Source organism: Micromonospora sp. C51 (genome assembly GCF_018070435.1).
Taxonomy (GTDB): domain Bacteria; phylum Actinomycetota; class Actinomycetes; order Mycobacteriales; family Micromonosporaceae; genus Micromonospora; species Micromonospora sediminimaris.
In genome coordinates this window covers 53,312-70,709 of record NZ_JAGPXQ010000009.1, presented here as the reverse complement: position 1 = coordinate 70,709, position 17,398 = coordinate 53,312, and the positions used below count along the sequence as shown (strand labels likewise).

Below are 17,398 nucleotides of genomic sequence, written 5' to 3'. Positions count from 1 at the left end.
TCGTCCCAGCCCACCGTCACCGCGCCGCGCCGGGCGCGGCGGAGATCATCTCATCCGGCACGGCGAGCAGGTCGACGCCCTCGGTACCGGTCACCGTGGCGCGGACCAGGTCCCCGGGGCGCAGCGCGGCCAGGTCGACGCCGCCGCCGTCGGGGGCAACCAGAGTGGTCGACCCGTCCACCTCCGGCGCCTGGTGTGCGGCCCGTCCCTCGACGACCCCATCGTCGACCGAGTCGACGAGCACCTCCACCGTCGAGCCGAGGCGGTCCTCGGCCCGCTGCGAACACAGCTCGTCGGCGAGCGCGCTGAGCCTGTCGTACCGGCGTTTGATGGTGGCGGCGGAAACCTTGCCCGACAGCCCGGCGGCTTCCGTGCCGTCCTCGTCGCTGTAGTCGAAGACGCCGATCGCGTCGAGCCGGGCCTCGGTGAGGAACCGCACCAGTTCGTCGACGTCGCCCCGGGTCTCGCCGGGGAACCCGACGATGAAGTTGCTGCGGGCCCCGGCCTGAGGCGACAGTTGCCGGGCGGCGGCGAGCAGTTCCAGGAAACGGTCGGTGGAGCCGAAACGGCGCATCCGGCGCAGCACCGGCTCGCTGGAGTGCTGGAACGACAGGTCGAAGTAGGGCGCCACCCCGGGCGTGCTGGCGATCGCCTCGATCAGCCCGGGCCGGGTCTCGGCCGGCTGAAGGTAGCTGGCCCGTACCCGCACGATGCCCTCGACGGCGGCGAGCTGGGGCAGCAGCTTCTCCAGCGCGCGCGGGTCGCCCAGGTCCTTGCCGTACGAGGTCGAGTTCTCGCTGACCAGCACGAGTTCCCGGACACCGCTCTTGGCCAGCCACTCGGCCTCGGCGAGCAACTCGTCCGGGGTACGCGAGACGAAGGCGCCCCGGAAGGCGGGGATGGCGCAGAACGCGCAGCGCCGGTCGCAGCCGCTGGCCAGCTTGAGCGAGGCCACCGGGCCGCTGTCCAACCGGCGACGCAGCACCGTACGCAGGTGCGCCGGGGTGTGCTCGTCGACGTCGGTGCCGCGGCCGTGTCCCGGCAGGGAGACCGCGCTGTCGCGGCGGGCGACCGGGGTCAGCGGCAGCAGCTCGCGCCGGTCGCGGGGAGTGTGTGCGGCGACCTCCCGGCCGGCGACAACCGCGTCCAGCCGGGCGGCGATGTCGGGGTAGTCGTCGAAGCTGAGCACCGCCTGCGCCTCGGGGAGGCTGTCGGCCAGTTCCCGCCCGTACCGCTCGGCCATGCAGCCGGCCGCCACCACCTTCGCCCCGGTGTCGGCGGCGGCCAGCAGCGTCTGGATGGAATCCTGCTTGGCCTTCTCCACGAAGCCGCAGGTGTTGACGACCACCACGTCGGCGCCCTCACCGTCGGTGGTCACCTGCCAGCCGTCGGCGTGCAGGCGGGCGGCCAGTTCCTCCGAGTCGACCTCGTTGCGGGCACAGCCCAGGGTCAGCAGCGCGACCCGGCGACCATCGGGGGAAGGAGAGGAGGTGGCAGACACCATCCGAGGGTACCGGGCGGTGGTGCCCGTACTGGCGACGGCGGTCCGCACCGGGTCGGGTCAGGCCGCGGTGGCGAGGATCCGGACCACGCGGTCGAGCAGGTAGACCTCGGTGCCGGCCAGACCGACCGAGCAGAAGACCGAGATCTGGTCCGCGTCGGTGCGGCCGGGTGTCGTGCCGGCCAGCACCGCACCCAGGTCGCGCAACCGGGAGGCGTACGGCGGCAGCGCGGCGAGCATCGGCGGGGCGTACGACCGCGCCTGCGCCACCGAGTCACTGGCCAGCACGGTGGCGGCGTCGAGCAGGTCGGTGCCGAACTCCGCGCGGTCCACCTGCTTGAAGCCGACCACGTTCACGTGAGTCCCGGGGCGCAGGTCGGCGGCGCTCAGCACCGGTGTCGGGCTGGTGGTGGCCAACACCACCACGTCCCGGTCGCGTACCGCCTCGCGGGCGGTGTCCACCGCGCGGGCCGAGATGCCGAGTTCGGCCCGTACCCGGGCGGCGAACGCCTCCCGACGCGCCGTCGAGCGGCTGTGCACGGTCACCTCGCGCAGGGGTCGCACGGCGGCGGCGGCCCATACCTGGGTCCACGCCTGACCGCCGGAGCCGATCACCCCGACGGTGGCCGCTTCCGCGCGGGCCAGCGTGTCCACCGCCACCCCGCCCAGCGCGCCGGTACGCCGGGAGCCCAGCTCCTCGCCCACGGCCACGGCCCGCACCGCCCCGGTCCGCCCGTCGTGCAGCACCACCACCTGCTCGCTTTCCGGGTGCCCGAATGTGTCGTACGCCCGGTATCCGTACCACTGCCCGACCAGGTGCCCGGCGGTGAGCACCATCCGGCCGGCGCCGAGCGACGCGGCGGCCCGAGGCGGGGCGACGAGCCGCCCGTGGTACGCGGCGAGCAGGGCCTGACGCATCGCGTCGACCGAGGTCGCTGCGTCAAGCGCGGCGGCGACCTCCGGATCGGAGATGAGCACGGTCACGGGTCCATGGTGCAGCTTGAAGCAGGCTTGAGGTCCATCCCGGGTGATCCGTCTCACCCGGACGGCCCGTTGCCCGGTGCTACGGTCGATTTCGGCGGCCCACGTGGCCGCCCCGGACGAGTCGTGGGCGTACCCGGTCAGGCCAAGACGCCCCGCATGGCGGACCCGACTCGTCCCGGCCCGGCGGCCGGGCCAATCCCGAAGAGGTGACCCGATGGCCTGGATCGTGCTGGTGCTCTCCGGACTACTCGAAACGGCCTGGGCGATCGCCCTGGACCGCTCCGCCGGATTCACCCGACCCGTCGCCTCGATGGTCTTCGCGATCACGCTGGTGCTGAGCATGGCCGGCCTGGCGTACGCGCTGCGGGAGATCCCGGTCGGCACCGGCTACGCGGTGTGGGTCGGCATCGGCGCGGTCGGCACCGCCCTCGTCGGCATGGTGGCGCTCGGCGAACCGGCCAACCTGCCCCGCCTGCTCAGCCTGCTGCTGGTGGTGGCCGGCGTGATCGGCCTCAAGCTGTTCCACTAGGGCGCGGGCGGCGAACGTCTGCGCGGGCGGGCGTGACGAACGTCCGTAGTGGGTAGAGATCCGGCAGCAGACCTGAGACTCATCCCCTTGGAGGAAGACATGGCCACCAGCACCGTCCGCTCGACCAGCGCCGCCCGCATCTGCACCATCGTGGGTTTCGTGTGCGCGGTACTCGCGCTGCTGCTCAACCCGATCCTCTTCGGAGTCATCGGTCTGGTCCTCGGCGTCGTCGGCGCGGTGCTCGGTGACAAGCCGCTCGGCTGGTACGCCGCCGCGGCCAACGTGGTCGCCATGCTGCTGAGCATGCTGATCCTCAGCGCGCTCTGAGCCCGGCTACTTCGACGGCCCGCCGCGCTCCGCGGCGGGCCGTCGTCATGCCTGTGCCAGCCGCACGACGGCCTGTTCCGTCCCTCGCCCGCACGTGGCTGTTCCACCTCTGTGGAGCGACCAAGTGCGGATACGCACCGCTACCGTCTCCGCCGGACACGATCCGTAGCATCAGCCGCGCACCCCACCCCTTCCCCCTCCTCCCCTTTGCTCTGCTTCAACCCACGCAATAGCTCGTGAGCTGCGGTGACCAAACGGCCCCCTGCCCCCGAACGACGACCGATCATCACCCTCGGTAACCGTTGCGTATGTTGAAGCAGAGCAAAGGGAGCGGAGGGGTTGGTGGGTTCCGGCTAGATAATCACCTTGAGTGACGGGACTGGTCAGCCGTGGTCGGCGATCAGCACCCGGTTGCCGGCCGGGTCGCGAACGATCGCCATCCGCTCGCCCCACGGCTGCCGCTGCGGCTCGGCGAGCACCTGCACGCCCGCCTCGGCCAGCCGGGCCAGGGCCGCGGTGCAGTCCGCGACGTACACCCAGAGGGTCGCCGGGCCGGCCGGCTGCTCGCCGGCCTCCTGCCGCCCGATGCCCAGCTGGCCGTCGCCGAAGCGCAGCGAGACGTACGCGGCCTCCCCGGTCTCCGGGAAGCGGTACGCGACCCGGCCGCCCAGCAGCCCCTCGTAGAAGCGCAGTGCGGCGTCGAGATCGGCGGCCGTGATGATCGGAAACAGCTCGCTGGCCAGTGCCGTCGAATCAGCCATCGCCGCCCCGCAGACCCTCCAGGACCTCTTCCAGCTCGTCCGGCTTGACCAGCACGTCACGTGCCTTGGAGCCCTCCGACGGGCCGACCACGCCCCGGGTCTCCATCAGGTCCATCAGCCGGCCCGCCTTGGCGAAGCCGACCCGCAACTTGCGTTGCAGCATCGAGGTCGAGCCGAACTGCGAGGTGACCACCAGTTCGACCGCCTGCATCAGCAGGTCCAGGTCGTCGCCGATGTCCTCGTCGATCTTCTTCTTGCTGTCCTGCGCGGGGGTCAGCACGTCCGGGCGGAACTCCGGCTCACGCTGGTCCTTGCAGAACTTCACCACATCGTTGATCTCGCGCTCGGTGACCCAGGCGCCCTGGATCCGCACCGGCTTCGAGGCACCCATCGGCAAAAACAGCCCGTCGCCCCGGCCGAGCAGCTTCTCCGCGCCCGGCTGGTCGAGGATGACCCGGGAGTCGGCCAGCGACGAGGTCGCGAACGCCAGCCGGGACGGCACGTTGGCCTTGATCAGGCCGGTCACCACGTCGACCGAGGGCCGTTGGGTGGCGAGTACCAGGTGAATGCCGGCGGCCCGGGCGAGCTGGGTGATCCGTACGATCGAGTCCTCGACGTCGCGCGGGGCGACCATCATCAGGTCGGCCAACTCGTCCACGATCACCAGCAGGTACGGGTACGGACGCATCTCGCGTTCACTGCCCGGCGGCGCCTTGATCTCGCCGTTGCGCACCTTGCGGTTGAAGTCGTCGATGTGCCGGACCCCGTTGGCGGCGAGGTCGTCGTAGCGCATGTCCATCTCACGGACGACCCACTCCAGCGAGTCGGCCGCCTTCTTGGCGTTGGTCACGATCGGGGTGACCAGGTGCGGGATCCCCTCGTAACCGGTCATCTCGACCCGCTTCGGGTCGATCAGCAGCAGCCGCACCTCGTCCGGCGTCGCCCGGGTCAGGATGGACATGAGTAGAGAATTCAGGCAGCTCGACTTGCCGGCCCCGGTGGCCCCCGCGATCAGGATGTGCGGCATCTTCGCCAGGTTGGCCACCACGTAGCCGCCCTCGATGTCCTTGCCGAGGGCGACCACCATCGGATGGTGGTCGCTGGTGGCGGCGCGCGAGCGCAGCACGTCACCGAGGGCCACGTTCTCCGGGTCGGTGTTCGGGATCTCCACACCAACCGCGCTCTTGCCCGGGATCGGGCTCAGGATGCGTACGTCCGGGGACTTCACCGCGTACGCGATGTTGCGGGAGAGCTGGGTGATCCGCTCGACCTTGACGCCGTGGCCCAGCTCGACCTCGTAGCGGGTCACCGTCGGGCCCCGGGTGAAGCCGGTCACCGCCGCGTCGACGTCGAACTGGTCGAAGACACCGGTGAGCGCGGCGATCACCTCGTCGTTGGCCTTGCTGCGGGTCTTCGGAGCGGCCCCGCTGCCGAGCATGTTCGCCGGAGGCAGCGTGTAGTCGCCAGCCAGGCCGGTCAGCGCGAGCTGCTCGGCCCGGGTCGGCGCGGGCGAGTGCTCCGGCGGCTCGGCGGGCTTGCGGCTGGCCGGCACCCGGGACGGCGTCTTGCGCGGCAGGACCATGGTCTCCTGCAGGTCCGCGCCGTCCAGATCGTCGAACTCGTCCGGGTCGACCGGCGGTGCCGCACGTTTGGCGGGACGGCGGCGAGTCGGCGTCGCAGGTGCCTCCGCCGTCTCGGTCTCGTCCTGCCCGACCACCCCGCCGGCCAGCAGGCCGAGCCGCTCGGGGATCTTGTTGATCGGCGTCGCGGTGACCACCAGCAGCCCGAACACCAGCAACAGGACCAGCAACGGCACCGCCACCCAGGCGGTGACCGCGCGCTCCAGTACGCTGCCCACCCCCGCGCCGATCAGGCCGCCGGCGAAATCCCGCTCGCCCGGGCCGGCCGGCTGCTGGCCGATGTGCAGCAGCGCCGCGGTGGAGACCAGCATGGACCCCCAGCCGACCAGCCCACGCCCCCGGTGCTCGGGATCGCCGGGCTGACGCATCAGCCGCCAGGCGCCGATGCCCAGCAGCACCGGCACCACGATGGAGATCGCCCCGAGGAAGAGCCGCACCGTGTCGGCCAGTCGGGCACCGACCGGGCCGGCCGCCGAGAACCAGATCGCGCCCGCACCGAGCAGGGCGAGCCCGATGAGCAGCAGGCCGGCGCCGTCGCGGCGATGCTCCGGGTCGAGGTCGCGGGCCGAGGCGGCCTGCCGACCCGCCGCGCGCACCGCCCAGCCGACCCCGTGGGCCAGCCCCATCCACAGTGCCTGGATCGCCCGACCGACGTACGCGGCGGGGCCCGGTCCCCTGGTCGAGGTACGGCGCCGCACCGGCGCACGGGTCTTCTTGGCCGGCTGGCGGGCACGACTGTTCGCGCTGCCACGCGGCGACGCGCCGCGCCGCCGACTCGCCTGAGGGGTACGGCCCGCCATAGCATCACCGTAACGGCGGGCCGGGTGATTGGCCGGTCATCCTGGTCGCTCCGCGTGTCGCAACGCGGTCCCCGCCGCCTGCCGTGATATTCGCCTCGCGAGGGAGTGTCCGATGGGGTCGCCGGAATTCGAGGACCGCGCCGGCGACCCGTTGGCGGGTCATCCGTCGACGCTGCGACCGCTGACCCGGGAACTCGTCGCCGCCGTGCTGAGCCATCGCGGTCACACCGTGGCCGGCGACGCCGACGGCGCGCTGGTGGGCAGGTGGGCGCAGGGGCACATCTGGTTCCTCCGCGCCGGAGACGCCGGGGAGTTGCTCCAGGTGCGTACCGTCGCTGCGCCCGCCTTCGCGGTCGAGGACGTGCCGTGCCTGCACGACTTCTGCAACACCTGGAACCGTGACCGGTTCTGGCCGAAGGCGTTCGTGCACATCGACGACACCGGTCAGGCCCGGGTCTGCGGCGAGGTCATCACCGACCTGGAACGGGGCGTCACCCCGCACCAACTGGATCGGCTGCTCGACCGGGGGATCTCGGCCGGCTGTCGACTCGCCGACGAGGTGGGCCGGTTCGCGGGGACGGCGCGCCCGTGACCGGGCCGGTCCCCGGCGCTCGTCGGAGCCGCGGCCGGGCGCGAGGCACCGCCCGGCCGGCCGACGGCGTACGCGCCGACCAGCGGATCGCCACTGCCCTCGCCGACGCGAGGGACATGCCCGACGGCGAGGTGCGCGTCAGCGAGTTGGAACGGGTCGCCGCTCTCGCCGAGGCGGACGGCGATCGGCGTACCGCGCTGCACGCCTGGTCCGAGCTGGTGGAGACACACCTGCGCGGCGGCGAACGGTGGCGGCTGTTCGAGCCGGTCCGGCGTTGCCTGCGGGCAGCGGAGCCGGACGACGACACGCTGCGCCGCTATCGGCGGTACGCCGTCGAGGCGCTGCTCGGCACTCCCCGCATCAGCCTGGACCAGGCTCGCGGCGTCCTGAACGGGCTCACCGAGGAAGGCGGCGAGGCGAACGCGGCGCTGGTGGCGCAGCTGCGGTGCCGGATCGCCGATCACGTGGGCGACGAGCCCGCCGCCCGACGCTGGCTGGCACGGTGGCGGGTCGGCGCACCCGATCCGGCCGCCGGGTGCGCCGACTGCCTGCCGGTACGGCAGGCGGAACTGCTGGCCGGCTGGGGCGACTGGGCTGCGGCGCTCGACGTGCTCGATCCATTGCTCGACGCGCAGGCCGGCTGCACCGCCCAGCCGGAGGCGGCCCTGACCGCGGCGCTGCTGCCCTGGCTGCGGGCAGGCCACGCGCGGCGGGCGGGTCACGCGCACGTACGGGCGTACCGGCGACACCGGACGGAACCCGACGGGTTCGGCCATCTCGCCACCCACCTGCGTTTCTGTGCGCTGGGTGGGCATCTCGACCGCGGTGTGGAGATCGTCGTCGAGCAGTTGCCCCGCCTGGACCGACCGCACGAGGACCTGTCCGTGATGGAGTTCGCCGCGGCGGGGGCGCTGGTCTGCGCGCTGGCGGGCGAGACGGCCACCGGTCGGGCGGTCCACCGACCGGCATACGGTGGACGGCCGGCCGCCGAGGTCACGGTGGGTCAGCTCGGCGCTGAACTGCTCGCCGTCGCGACCACGCTGGCCGGTAGCTTCGACGCTCGCAACGGCACCGGGCACCAGTCCGGCCGGATCGCCGCCTGGCTGGCCGAGCGTCCGCTCGTCCCGCCGGTGCCGTTGCCGGCCGAAGAGGAGTTCGAGTCGGCCGACGAGTTCGGGCCAGCTGGGGCACCCGGCCCCGACGACCTGCCGGGACCGGACGGCGACACCACCGAGCTGGCCGTGAACGAGATCGGTGCGCTGACGGTGACGATGATCACCGATGTGCTGGACCGACGGGGTGACGGGTACACCGTCGATGCCGCCGGCACGGTGCTGGGACGGTGGAGTGACGCGGTGATCCAGTTCCGGCGGGCCGGAGAACGCCACGACATCCTGCACGCTCGGGTGGTGGCCGGGCGTCGGCTGGCGGCGACCCGGCGCACGGAGGCGTACGCCTTCTGCAACGCCTGGAACCGGGACCGGCTGCTCCCCAAGGCGTACGTGCATGATCCGGGCGACGGTGAGCTGGTGCTGGCCGGCGAGGTGACCACCGACCTGGCGTACGGTGTCGCCCCGGATCAGGTCGCGGTGCTGGTCGACGCCGCCGTCCGCACCGGCGTCGCGTACGCGGCGGCGGTCGCCGCCCTGCCCTGACTCGATCCCGGCCGGGCGCGGACCCGGCCGGGATCGCGGCCGATCAGCGCCGGCTGCTCAGGGCGCGGAAATTCCGCGTGGTGAGCAGGGTCAGGTTGTTGCGCTGGAGGATCTCGTTGACCGGCTGGTAGAACGTGGTCCCACCGCGGACGCAGTCGCCAGATCCACCGGAGGTCACGCCCTGCGCCTGGTTGCCCGAGATCCACGAGCCACCGGAGTCACCGGGCTCGGCGCAGACGTTGGTCCGCACCAAACCGCCGACCAGACCTTCCGGGTAGCGGACGGTGGCGTTGCGGGCCTGGACCGTGCCGCAGCTGACCCCGGTGGTGGAGCCGGAGCGGCAGATCGACGAACCGACCGGCACCTCCTGCGAACCGGCCACCCGGGCCACCCCACCCCGGAAGTCGGTCACCTCCGGCAGCACCCGGGTGTTGTTGTTGACCTGCACGAAGGCCCAGTCGTCACCGGGGAACGACGAGGCCCGGAAGACGCCCTGCGGTGCCCGGTCGGCGCCGGTGGTGCGGTCGCCGACCTGTCCGCAGTGGCCCGCGGTGACGAAACCGCCGGCCACCGCGAAGCCGACCGAGCAACGGCCGCTGCCGATGAAGTACGGCTCGCCGCCGCGTACGTCGGCGAAGAGGCGTGGCTGTTCCTCGGTGGCCATCCGCACCGCGGTCCGCGGCACCCCGGCGCGGGCCACGAAACGCCACCCGGCCGCTTCCGCGCCCGGCTGCGCGAGGACCACGACGGTGTTGTCGGCGACGTCGACGTACCAGCCGGAGACCTGCTGGGCGCGGGCGGCGGTACGGTCCATCCGCGTCTTGAGGGTGTCGAGCTGACGCACCCCACGCTCGACCACCTTCGGGACCGCCCCGGCGGCCCGGACCCGCTGCGCCTGTGCCGCGTCGGCGACCGCCACGTTGAGCTCGCTGCCGTCGGCGCTGAGCCAGCTGCCGCCGTAGGCCCCGCCGAGGTCCGCCCGGAGCTGGTCGACCACCCCGGAGGCCCAGCGTTCGGTCTTCAGCCGAGCAGCCACCTGCGCCTCGTCCAGCCGCAGGTCCCGGCGCATCGCCTCGACCACGTCCGGGTCGACGCCCTCCACGGCCCCGCTGGTCGGTGCGCCGACCGGCGCGCCACCGTCACCGGCGAACGACGGCAGGGCGACCGCCGTCGCCGCGCCCAGAGCCGCCACCACGACACCGATGGCTGTCAATCGTCTGCGGTCCATCCGCCATGCTCCTCCCGGCTGGCGCGGTTACGCCTGCCGGCTCGGAGTACGGGCAAAACGCTCGACCGGTTGAACCCACCCACCGACTAATCGATTTGCTGACGCCGATGGGCCACCACCCGCCAGGGGTGGTGGCCCATCGAAATCGGTCCGGTACGCCCGGTGGTCAGACCTCGACGACGGTGGGAACGATCATCGGGCGACGACGGTACGCGTCATTGACCCAGCGCCCCACGGTGCGCCGGACGATCTGCTGGAGCTGGTGCGGGTCGGTGATCCCGTCCGCAGCGGCCCGGTTGAGCGCCTCGGTCACCAGCGGGATCACCGCGTTGAAGGCTCCCAGGTCCTCGGAGAACCCCTTGGCCGAGACGGTCGGGCCGGCGACCACCTTGCCGGTGACCGAGTCCACCACGACGGTCGCGGCGATGAAGCCACCGTCGCCGAGGATGCGCCGCTCGGTGAGCAGTGACTCGCTGACGTCGCCGACGGCCAGGCCGTCGACGTAGACGTAGCGGCTCTTGACGTGCCCCACCAGGCTGGCCCGCCCCTCGACCAGGTCGACCACGTCGCCGTCCTCGCAGAGCACCACCCGGTCCGCTGCCACGCCGGACTCGATACCCAGTCGGGCGTGCGCGCGCAGGTGTCGCCACTCACCGTGCACCGGCATCAGATTGCTGGGCCGGACCACGTTGAGCAGGTAGAGCAGTTCCCCGGCCGGGGCGTGCCCGGAGACGTGCACCTTGGCCACGTCCTTGTGCACGACCACGGCACCGGCCCGGGCCAGCCGGTTGATCACCCGGTAGACGGAGGTCTCGTTCCCCGGCACCAGCGACGAGGCGAGCACCACCGTGTCACCGGGTGCGATGGTGATGTGCCGGTGATCACCGCTGGCCATCCGTCCCAGGGCACTCATCGGCTCGCCCTGCGAACCGGTGGACATCAGCACGATCTGCTCGGGCGGCATCGAGGTCGCCTCGTCGAGGCCGACGACCAGGCCGGGCGGGATGTTCAACAGACCCAGATCCCGCGCGATGCCCATGTTGCGGACCATCGACCGGCCGATCAGGGCGACCTTGCGACCGTGCTCGGTGGCCGAGTCGAAGACCTGTTGCACCCGGTGCACGTGGGAGGCGAACGAGGCGACGATGATCCGGCCCCGAGCCTTGGCGAAGATCGAATCGAGGACCGGGCCGATCTCCCGTTCGGGTGTGACGAAGCCCGGAATCTCCGCGTTGGTGGAGTCCGACAGCAGCAGGTCCACGCCCTCGGCACCGAGCCGGGCGAAGCCGGCCAGGTCGGTGATCCGGCCGTCCAGCGGCAACTGGTCCATCTTGAAGTCGCCGGTGTGCAGCACCAGCCCGGCCGGGGTCCGGATGGCCACCGCGAGCGCGTCGGGAATCGAGTGGTTCACGGCGAAGAACTCACACTCGAACGGGCCGAGTCGCTCCCGGCCGCCCTCCCGCACGGTCAGCGTGTACGGCTGGATGCGCCGCTCGGCCAGCTTCGCCTCCACCAGCGCGAGGGTGAACTGCGAGCCGACCAGCGGGATGTCGGGCTTGTGTGCGAGCAGGTAGGGCACCGCACCGATGTGGTCCTCGTGGCCGTGCGTCAGCACGATCGCCTGGATGTCGTTGAGCCGGTCGAGGATCGGGCCGAAGTCCGGCAGGATCAGGTCGACACCGGGCTGCTCCACGTCCGGAAAGAGCACGCCGCAGTCGACGACCAGCAGCTTGCCGTCGTACTCGAAGACGGTCATGTTCCGGCCGATGGCGCCGAGCCCGCCGAGCGGTATGATCCGCAGTCCGCCCTCCGGCAGCGGCGGTGGAAGTTGGGCCTCCTCGTTGTGCGCCTCGGTCACGCGTTCACCTCATTCTGCGACGCCGTCACCCGGCGTCCGTCGTGTCGTTTGATCATTCAGGGAGCGGTAGGCCCGCCGCCGCGCAGTCGGCGCGCAGCTGGGCGATCTCGCCATCGGTGGCGTCCACCAGCGGTGGACGGACCGGCCCGCCCGGCAGGCCCCGTGCCGCCAGGCCAGCCTTGACCAGGATCACACCCTGGGTACGGAAGATCCCCGTGTACAGCGGTAGCAGGCGGCGGTGCAGTGTCAGTGCGGTTGCCGTGTCCCCCGTGTCGTACGCCTCGATCATCCGCTTGGTCTCGGCGCCGGTGAAGTGCGTGGAGGTGCCCACCACGCCGACGCAGCCGACGGCCAGGGCAGGCAGGGTGAGCGCGTCCTCGCCGCTGTAGTACGCCAGCTCGGCCCGGCTGGTCACCCAACTCGTCGCCGTCAGATCGCCCTTGGCGTCCTTGACCGCGACGATGCGGCCGTGCTCGGCGAGCTGGACCAGGGTCTCGGTCTCGATCGCCACACCGGAGCGGTGCGGGATGTCGTAGAGCATCACCGGCAGCCCGGTGGCGTCGGCCACCTCGGTGAAGTGGCGTAGCAGACCGGCCTGCGGCGGCTTGTTGTAGTACGGCGTGACCACCAGCAGCCCGTGAGCACCGGCCTTCTCCGCGGAGGTCGCCAGCTCGATGGTGTGCCGGGTGTCGTTGGTGCCGACTCCCGCCACCACCCGGGCCCGGTCGCCGACAGCCTCCACCACGACCCGGATCAGACGTTCCTTCTCGGCGTCGGTGGTGGTCGGTGACTCGCCGGTGGTGCCGTTGACCACCAACGCGTCGTTGCCCTGCTCCGCGACCAGATGATCCGCCAGCCGTGCCGCGCCGTCGAGGTCGAGCGCCCCGTCGGCGGTGAACGGGGTCACCATGGCCGTGAGCACCCGGCCGAACGGACGGGAGGCCGTTCGCACCGGAGCGTCGAGGTGGTCGTGCGTCATGGTGACAACCTATCGGACGGCCGACGGCCGGCCACCGGGGAAGGGCTCAGCACCCCCGGGCGGGCGGCCCGACGCCCGTCAAGGCACCTGGGCGTACGGGCTCTGCGCCACCTCCGTGCCGTCGGGCAGCGTCGAGATGGTGAAGTCGGCGAAGACGTTCGGCGCCACCCGCTGCAACTGCCGGAGGCACTCCACCGCCAGCTCACGGATCTCCACGTCGGCGTGCTCGGTGGCGCGCATCCCGACGAAGTGCCGCCAGGCCCGGTAGTTGCCCGTCACCACGATGCGGGTCTCGGTGGCGTTCGGCAGCACCGCGCGGGCCGCCTGGCGGGCCTGCTTGCGCCGCAGGGTCGGGTTCGCCACGTCGGCGAAGCGCCGCTCCAGCCCCTCCAGCAGGTCGTTGTAGGCCCGTACGCTGGCCTCGGCAGCCTCGACGAACCGCTTGTGCAGCTCCGGGTCCTCGGCGATGACGGTCGGCTCCACCATCGCGGCGTCCCGCTCCGGCACGTACCGCTGCGACAGCTGCGAGTACGAGAAGTGCCGGTGCCGGATCAGCTCATGGGTGAACGAGCGGGACACGCCGGTGAAGTAGAAGCTCACCGAGCCGTGCTCCAGCACCGAGAGGTGCCCGACCTCCAGAATGTGCGCCAGGTAGCCGGCGTTGGTGGCCGTCGCCGGATTCGGCTTCTTCCAACTCTGGTAGCAGGCCCGCCCGGCGAACTCCGCGAGCGCCTGCCCCCCGTCGGCATCGGTCGACCACGGCACGTCCTCCGGCGGGTCGAACTGGGTCCACGCGATCAACCTGACCTGGGGCTGCACCATCTCCGGCATTCCTGGGACTGTAGCCGAGACCCACCGACGACCAGAAAACGCCGGTCCGGCCGCTAGACGTAGAGGGCGGTGAACGGGGGCCAGGGCAGGTTGCGGACCACCGAGAAGGCGAGCCAGGCGGCGAGGAATCCGCCGACCAGCTTCGGGCCGATGCGTAGCTCGGGAAGCCGCCAACCGAACGCCTGCCGACCGGCCCAGGCGACGAAGAGGTACGCCAGGAAGGGCAGCGCGAAGACGAAGAGGAAGTGGTGGCGGGCGGCGGCCGGCAGATCGGCGTGCAGCACGTACCAGAGGGCACGGGTGCCGCCGCACCCCGGGCAGTCCAGCCCGGTGGTCAGCTTGAGCAGGCAGGTCGGCAGGGCATCGGGCGCGGAGCGGGTGGGATCGCTGAGCAGCGTGTACCCGATGCCGGCGGCGACACAGCCGACCGCAGCCAACGGCACCACCCAGCGCGGCGTGCGAGCGTGCATCCGGGTCACGAACCGGGTGAGCCGGTCGGACTCGACCACCGGATAACCGGCTGGGTATCCCGTCGGCCAGTCGCCCTGCTGCGCGGCGCCCGCCGGCCCACCGGACGGGTGACCGGCGTCCAGGCGACCATGTGGGTGCTCGCCGTACAGGTCGGTCTGCGGCTGGGCGTCCGGTCGGTCAACGCTCGTCACGAGCCTCACCGTACACCGGCCACGCCCACCAGCGCGGCGGCCAGCGGTGCCGCGAGGTCACCGGCGGCCGGTGGCGCGACCGTGTCCAGGCCGAGCCAGCCGGCCAGCCGGTACAGCTCGGCCGCCAGGGCGATCGCCGTCTCCCCCGGGTCGACGCCCGGCTCCACCCAGGCGGCCGGCACCAGCAGCACCCCGGACTTGCGGTCCGCCTTCAGGTCGACCCGGGCGGTGAAGCGCTCGCCCTGGCGGAACGGCAGCACGTAGTAGCCGTACACGCGTTGCGGCGCGGGCACGTAGATCTCGATGCGGTAGCTGAAGTCGAACAGCCGCTCGGTGCGGGCACGTTCCCAGACCAGCGGGTCGAAGGGGCTCACCAGGCCGTTGCCGCGTACCCAGCGGGGCAGCCGGGCCTCGGCGTGCAACCAGGCGGGCTGCCGCCACCCCTGGACCGTGACCGGTCGCAGCTCCCCCGCCTCGACCAGCTCGGCGATGGCCTGCCGCGCACCGGCCACCGGCAGCCGGAAATAGTCGCGCAACTCCGGCTCCGAGGCCACTCCGAGCGACCGGGCGGCGATGCCCACCAGCGTGCGGTGGGCCTGCGCGTCGGTCGGCGTCGGCGCGGCCAACACCTCCGCCGGTAGCACCCGCTCCGGCAGGTCGTAACGGCGGGCGAAGGAGCTGGTGCGCTGTGCCGCGCACACCTCGCCGGCCCAGAAGAGGTATTCCAGGGCCTGTTTCACCGCCGACCAGTTCCACCCCCAGTTCCCGGTCTGTCGGGGTACGTCGTGCTCGATCTCGGCGACGGTCAGCGGGCCCCGGGCGGCCACCTCGTCGCGTACCCAGGCGACCAGGGCGGGCTGCTCGGCGACGATGCGGCGCATCCCGCCCCAGGCGTCGGTGTGTGCCCGGGCCATCCGCCAGCGCAGCGCGGGATGCAGGGCGACCGGCACCAACGACGCCTCGTGCCCCCAGTACTCGAACAACTCACGGGGACGGCGGTAGGCGGCGGAGTCGAGCAGCGTGGTGGGGTAGGGCCCGAGCCGGCTGTAGAGCGGCAGGTAGTGCGCCCGTTGCAGCACGTTCACCGAATCCATCTGGATCAACCCGACCCGGTCGAGCACCCGACGCAGGTGGCGGCGGGTGGGCGCCCCGGTGGGCGCCGGATCGGCGAAGCCCTGCGCGGCCAACGCGACGCGGCGGGCCTGGGCGAGCGAGAGCGATTCCGGTGCGGCCATCGCAGGCAGGCTACGACAGGCGTACGACATCGGTGCGGACACTGGACCTGCCCGCCCCGGCGGCCTAGAACTACTTCCATGCCCAGCATCCGCCGTGAGCAGCCCGACGACGCCGAGGCGGTGGCCCGGGTGCATGTCCGCGGCTGGCAGGCCGGCTACGCCGGGATCATGCCTGACGAGGTGCTGAACCGACTCAACCCGGTCGCCTGGGCACAGCGCCGCCGGGCCCTCGGCACCGCCGAGCCGGATCACCCGTTCACCACGTTGCTCGCCGAGAAGCACGGCACACTCGTCGGGTTCGCCACCTTCGGGCCGTACCGCAACAACCAGGATCGCGGCGACCTCGACCCGGCGTACGGCGAGGTGGTGAGCCTCTACGTCATGCCCGAGAACTGGGGTGACGGCACCGCTCGGGCCCTGTTCGCGGCGGCCCGGACGGGCCTGCGCGAGTCCGGCTGGACGGAGTACCGGCTCTGGGTGCTGGCGGACAACGACCGGGCCCGCCGGTTCTACGAGCGGGCCGGGTTGTCACCGGACGGTGAGCGGTCGACCTATCCGGTGCCGCTGTCCGGAGGGCGACCGGCGATCGGGCTGGTCGAGTTGCGGTACACCGGCCGACTCGACGGCAGCTGAATCCGACGGCGAACGGGGTGCGGCCGGACGCACCGGCAGGAAGGCCAGCAACGCCAGGCTGATCCAGACGTAGGTGTTGCCGAACAGGAAACCGTCGAGACCGGTGAAGTCCTTCTCCCACGCCCAGACGATCCGGCTGATCAGGAATGCGTACCCGATGGTCGCGCAGGCCAGCAGGACCCGACGTCGGCGACCGCCCGGTCGCGCGGCCATGCCCCGGTCCACCAGCAGCAGCAGGCCCGGCAGCAGCCAGACCAGGTGATGCACCCAGGTGACCGGGCTGACCAGGCACATCACCGCGCCGGTCAGGGCCAGCCCGGTGGCCTCGTCGCCCACGGACGCCGCGACCCGGGACCGCCACGCCCAGAGCACCAGCGTCGCGGCGACCAGCAGTAGCCAGGCCAGCGTGCTGGGGTTCTCCGGGTCCAGCCGGGCCACCACGCCCCGCAGCGACTGGTTGGAGACGAAGGCCAACTCGCCGACGCGCCCGGTGTTCCACAGGGCGCTGGTCCAGAACTCCCGGGAGGCGTCCGGGAACAGCGCCGCGGCCAGGACGGTCGCGGCGGTCGCGGTGCCCGAGGCGGTCACCGCCGCGCGCCAGCGCCCGGTCACCAGCAGGTAGACGATGAAGATGCCCGGCGTGAGCTTGATCGCGGTGGCCAGCCCGATGCCGATCCCGGCCCATCTGCTGCCACCCGGCAGCAGTCGGAGCAGATCCACCGCCACCAGGAAGAGCAGCAGCGTGTTGACCTGACCGAAGTTGATCGTCTCGCGCATCGGTTCGAAGGCGGCGACCAGGCACAGCGCCACCGCGAAGGCGAACCAGCGGGTCCAGCCGGCGCGCCGGGACACCGGATCCAGCAGCCACCAGATCAGCACCGCGCTGGTCACCACGCCGGCCGCCACGCTCACCACGATCGCCGCATGCCAGGACAGGTACGCCATCGGCAGCATCACCAGGGCGGCGAACGGCGGGTACGTGAAGCCGTACTGGGTGCCGGGCTTGAGGTAGTCGTAGATCTCCCCGCCGTCGTGCACCCACCAGACCAGGGCGCCCCGGTACACCTGCAGGTCGAAGAAGCCGTGCCGGACGGCCGCCACGGACAGGAACCCGGCCACCGCGACGGCGAGCACGATCACCGCGGCGACCTGTCCGACCGTCCGCCTGGCACCCTGCGCCACC

The 17,398-nt window shown here is 72.1% G+C and carries 16 protein-coding genes and 1 riboswitch; of the genes, 5 read left to right on the top strand and 11 right to left on the bottom strand.

What is annotated here, in order from left to right; genetic code table 11:
* Positions 1-16: 16 nt before the first annotated feature.
* Positions 17-1,504, bottom strand: a complete 1,488-nt coding sequence (rimO, locus tag KBX50_RS12925; RefSeq protein WP_210937268.1) for a 30S ribosomal protein S12 methylthiotransferase RimO — start codon at positions 1,502-1,504, stop codon at positions 17-19.
* Between the two features lie 57 nt (positions 1,505-1,561).
* Positions 1,562-2,485 (bottom strand): ornithine cyclodeaminase family protein, encoded by a 924-nt coding sequence (locus tag KBX50_RS12920; protein ID WP_210937267.1) that lies wholly within the window; start codon positions 2,483-2,485, stop codon positions 1,562-1,564.
* Between the two features lie 90 nt (positions 2,486-2,575).
* Positions 2,576-2,642, top strand: a riboswitch (guanidine-III (ykkC-III) riboswitch).
* Between the two features lie 57 nt (positions 2,643-2,699).
* Between KBX50_RS12920 and KBX50_RS12915 the strand changes: the two genes are divergently transcribed.
* Positions 2,700-3,014 (top strand): multidrug efflux SMR transporter, encoded by a 315-nt coding sequence (locus KBX50_RS12915; protein ID WP_210937266.1) that lies wholly within the window; start codon positions 2,700-2,702, stop codon positions 3,012-3,014.
* A 99-nt stretch (positions 3,015-3,113) separates the two neighbouring features.
* Positions 3,114-3,341: a hypothetical protein gene (locus tag KBX50_RS12910; protein WP_093410153.1), complete on the top strand. Its 228-nt coding sequence runs from the start codon at positions 3,114-3,116 to the stop codon at positions 3,339-3,341.
* A gap of 383 nt (positions 3,342-3,724) precedes the next feature.
* Here KBX50_RS12910 and KBX50_RS12905 read toward each other — a convergent pair whose 3' ends face one another.
* Both KBX50_RS12905 and KBX50_RS12900 read right to left on the bottom strand, forming a co-directional pair.
* Positions 3,725-4,102: a glyoxalase/bleomycin resistance/extradiol dioxygenase family protein gene (locus KBX50_RS12905; protein ID WP_210937265.1), complete on the bottom strand. Its 378-nt coding sequence runs from the start codon at positions 4,100-4,102 to the stop codon at positions 3,725-3,727.
* A complete protein-coding gene (locus KBX50_RS12900; protein ID WP_210937264.1) occupies positions 4,095-6,542 on the bottom strand; it encodes a DNA translocase FtsK in 2,448 nt (815 codons plus the stop codon). Before KBX50_RS12900 ends, KBX50_RS12905 begins: the two co-directional genes overlap by 8 nt.
* A 112-nt stretch (positions 6,543-6,654) precedes the next feature.
* Between KBX50_RS12900 and KBX50_RS12895 the strand changes: the two genes are divergently transcribed.
* Entirely contained in the window at positions 6,655-7,134 is a 480-nt protein-coding gene (locus tag KBX50_RS12895) for a YbjN domain-containing protein (RefSeq protein WP_210937263.1), read from the top strand.
* 116 nt (positions 7,135-7,250) lie between these two features.
* The gene (locus KBX50_RS12890) at positions 7,251-8,789 is read left to right on the top strand and encodes a YbjN domain-containing protein (RefSeq protein ID WP_210937384.1); all 1,539 of its coding nucleotides are present in this window, start codon (positions 7,251-7,253) and stop codon (positions 8,787-8,789) included.
* A 43-nt stretch (positions 8,790-8,832) separates the two neighbouring features.
* On the opposite strand, the gene KBX50_RS12885 is transcribed toward KBX50_RS12890, so the two are convergent.
* The 6 genes from KBX50_RS12885 to KBX50_RS12860 form a co-directional block, all read right to left on the bottom strand.
* Complete coding sequence (locus KBX50_RS12885; protein ID WP_210937262.1) at positions 8,833-10,017, bottom strand: S1 family peptidase; 1,185 nt, start codon at positions 10,015-10,017, stop codon at positions 8,833-8,835.
* Positions 10,018-10,183: 166 nt separating this feature from the next.
* A complete protein-coding gene (locus tag KBX50_RS12880) occupies positions 10,184-11,875 on the bottom strand; it encodes a ribonuclease J (protein ID WP_210937261.1) in 1,692 nt (563 codons plus the stop codon).
* Positions 11,876-11,927: 52 nt separating this feature from the next.
* A complete protein-coding gene (gene dapA, locus KBX50_RS12875; RefSeq protein WP_210937260.1) occupies positions 11,928-12,854 on the bottom strand; it encodes a 4-hydroxy-tetrahydrodipicolinate synthase in 927 nt (308 codons plus the stop codon).
* 78 nt (positions 12,855-12,932) lie between these two features.
* The gene (gene thyX, locus KBX50_RS12870; RefSeq protein WP_210937383.1) at positions 12,933-13,676 is read right to left on the bottom strand and encodes an FAD-dependent thymidylate synthase; all 744 of its coding nucleotides are present in this window, start codon (positions 13,674-13,676) and stop codon (positions 12,933-12,935) included.
* Positions 13,677-13,738: 62 nt separating this feature from the next.
* Positions 13,739-14,356 (bottom strand): DUF2752 domain-containing protein, encoded by a 618-nt coding sequence (locus KBX50_RS12865; RefSeq protein WP_374224616.1) that lies wholly within the window; start codon positions 14,354-14,356, stop codon positions 13,739-13,741.
* Positions 14,353-15,582, bottom strand: coding sequence for a winged helix-turn-helix domain-containing protein (locus KBX50_RS12860; RefSeq protein ID WP_210937259.1), 1,230 nt, complete (start codon positions 15,580-15,582; stop codon positions 14,353-14,355). Before KBX50_RS12860 ends, KBX50_RS12865 begins: the two co-directional genes overlap by 4 nt.
* A gap of 78 nt (positions 15,583-15,660) precedes the next feature.
* Here KBX50_RS12860 and KBX50_RS12855 point away from each other — a divergent pair, with 78 nt between their 5' ends.
* Entirely contained in the window at positions 15,661-16,215 is a 555-nt protein-coding gene (locus KBX50_RS12855; protein ID WP_210937258.1) for a GNAT family N-acetyltransferase, read from the top strand.
* On the opposite strand, the gene KBX50_RS12850 is transcribed toward KBX50_RS12855, so the two are convergent.
* Entirely contained in the window at positions 16,111-17,397 is a 1,287-nt protein-coding gene (locus KBX50_RS12850) for a glycosyltransferase family 87 protein (protein WP_210937381.1), read from the bottom strand. The two genes, KBX50_RS12855 and KBX50_RS12850, sit on opposite strands and share 105 nt — an antisense overlap.
* Between the last annotated feature and the right edge of the window lies 1 nt (position 17,398).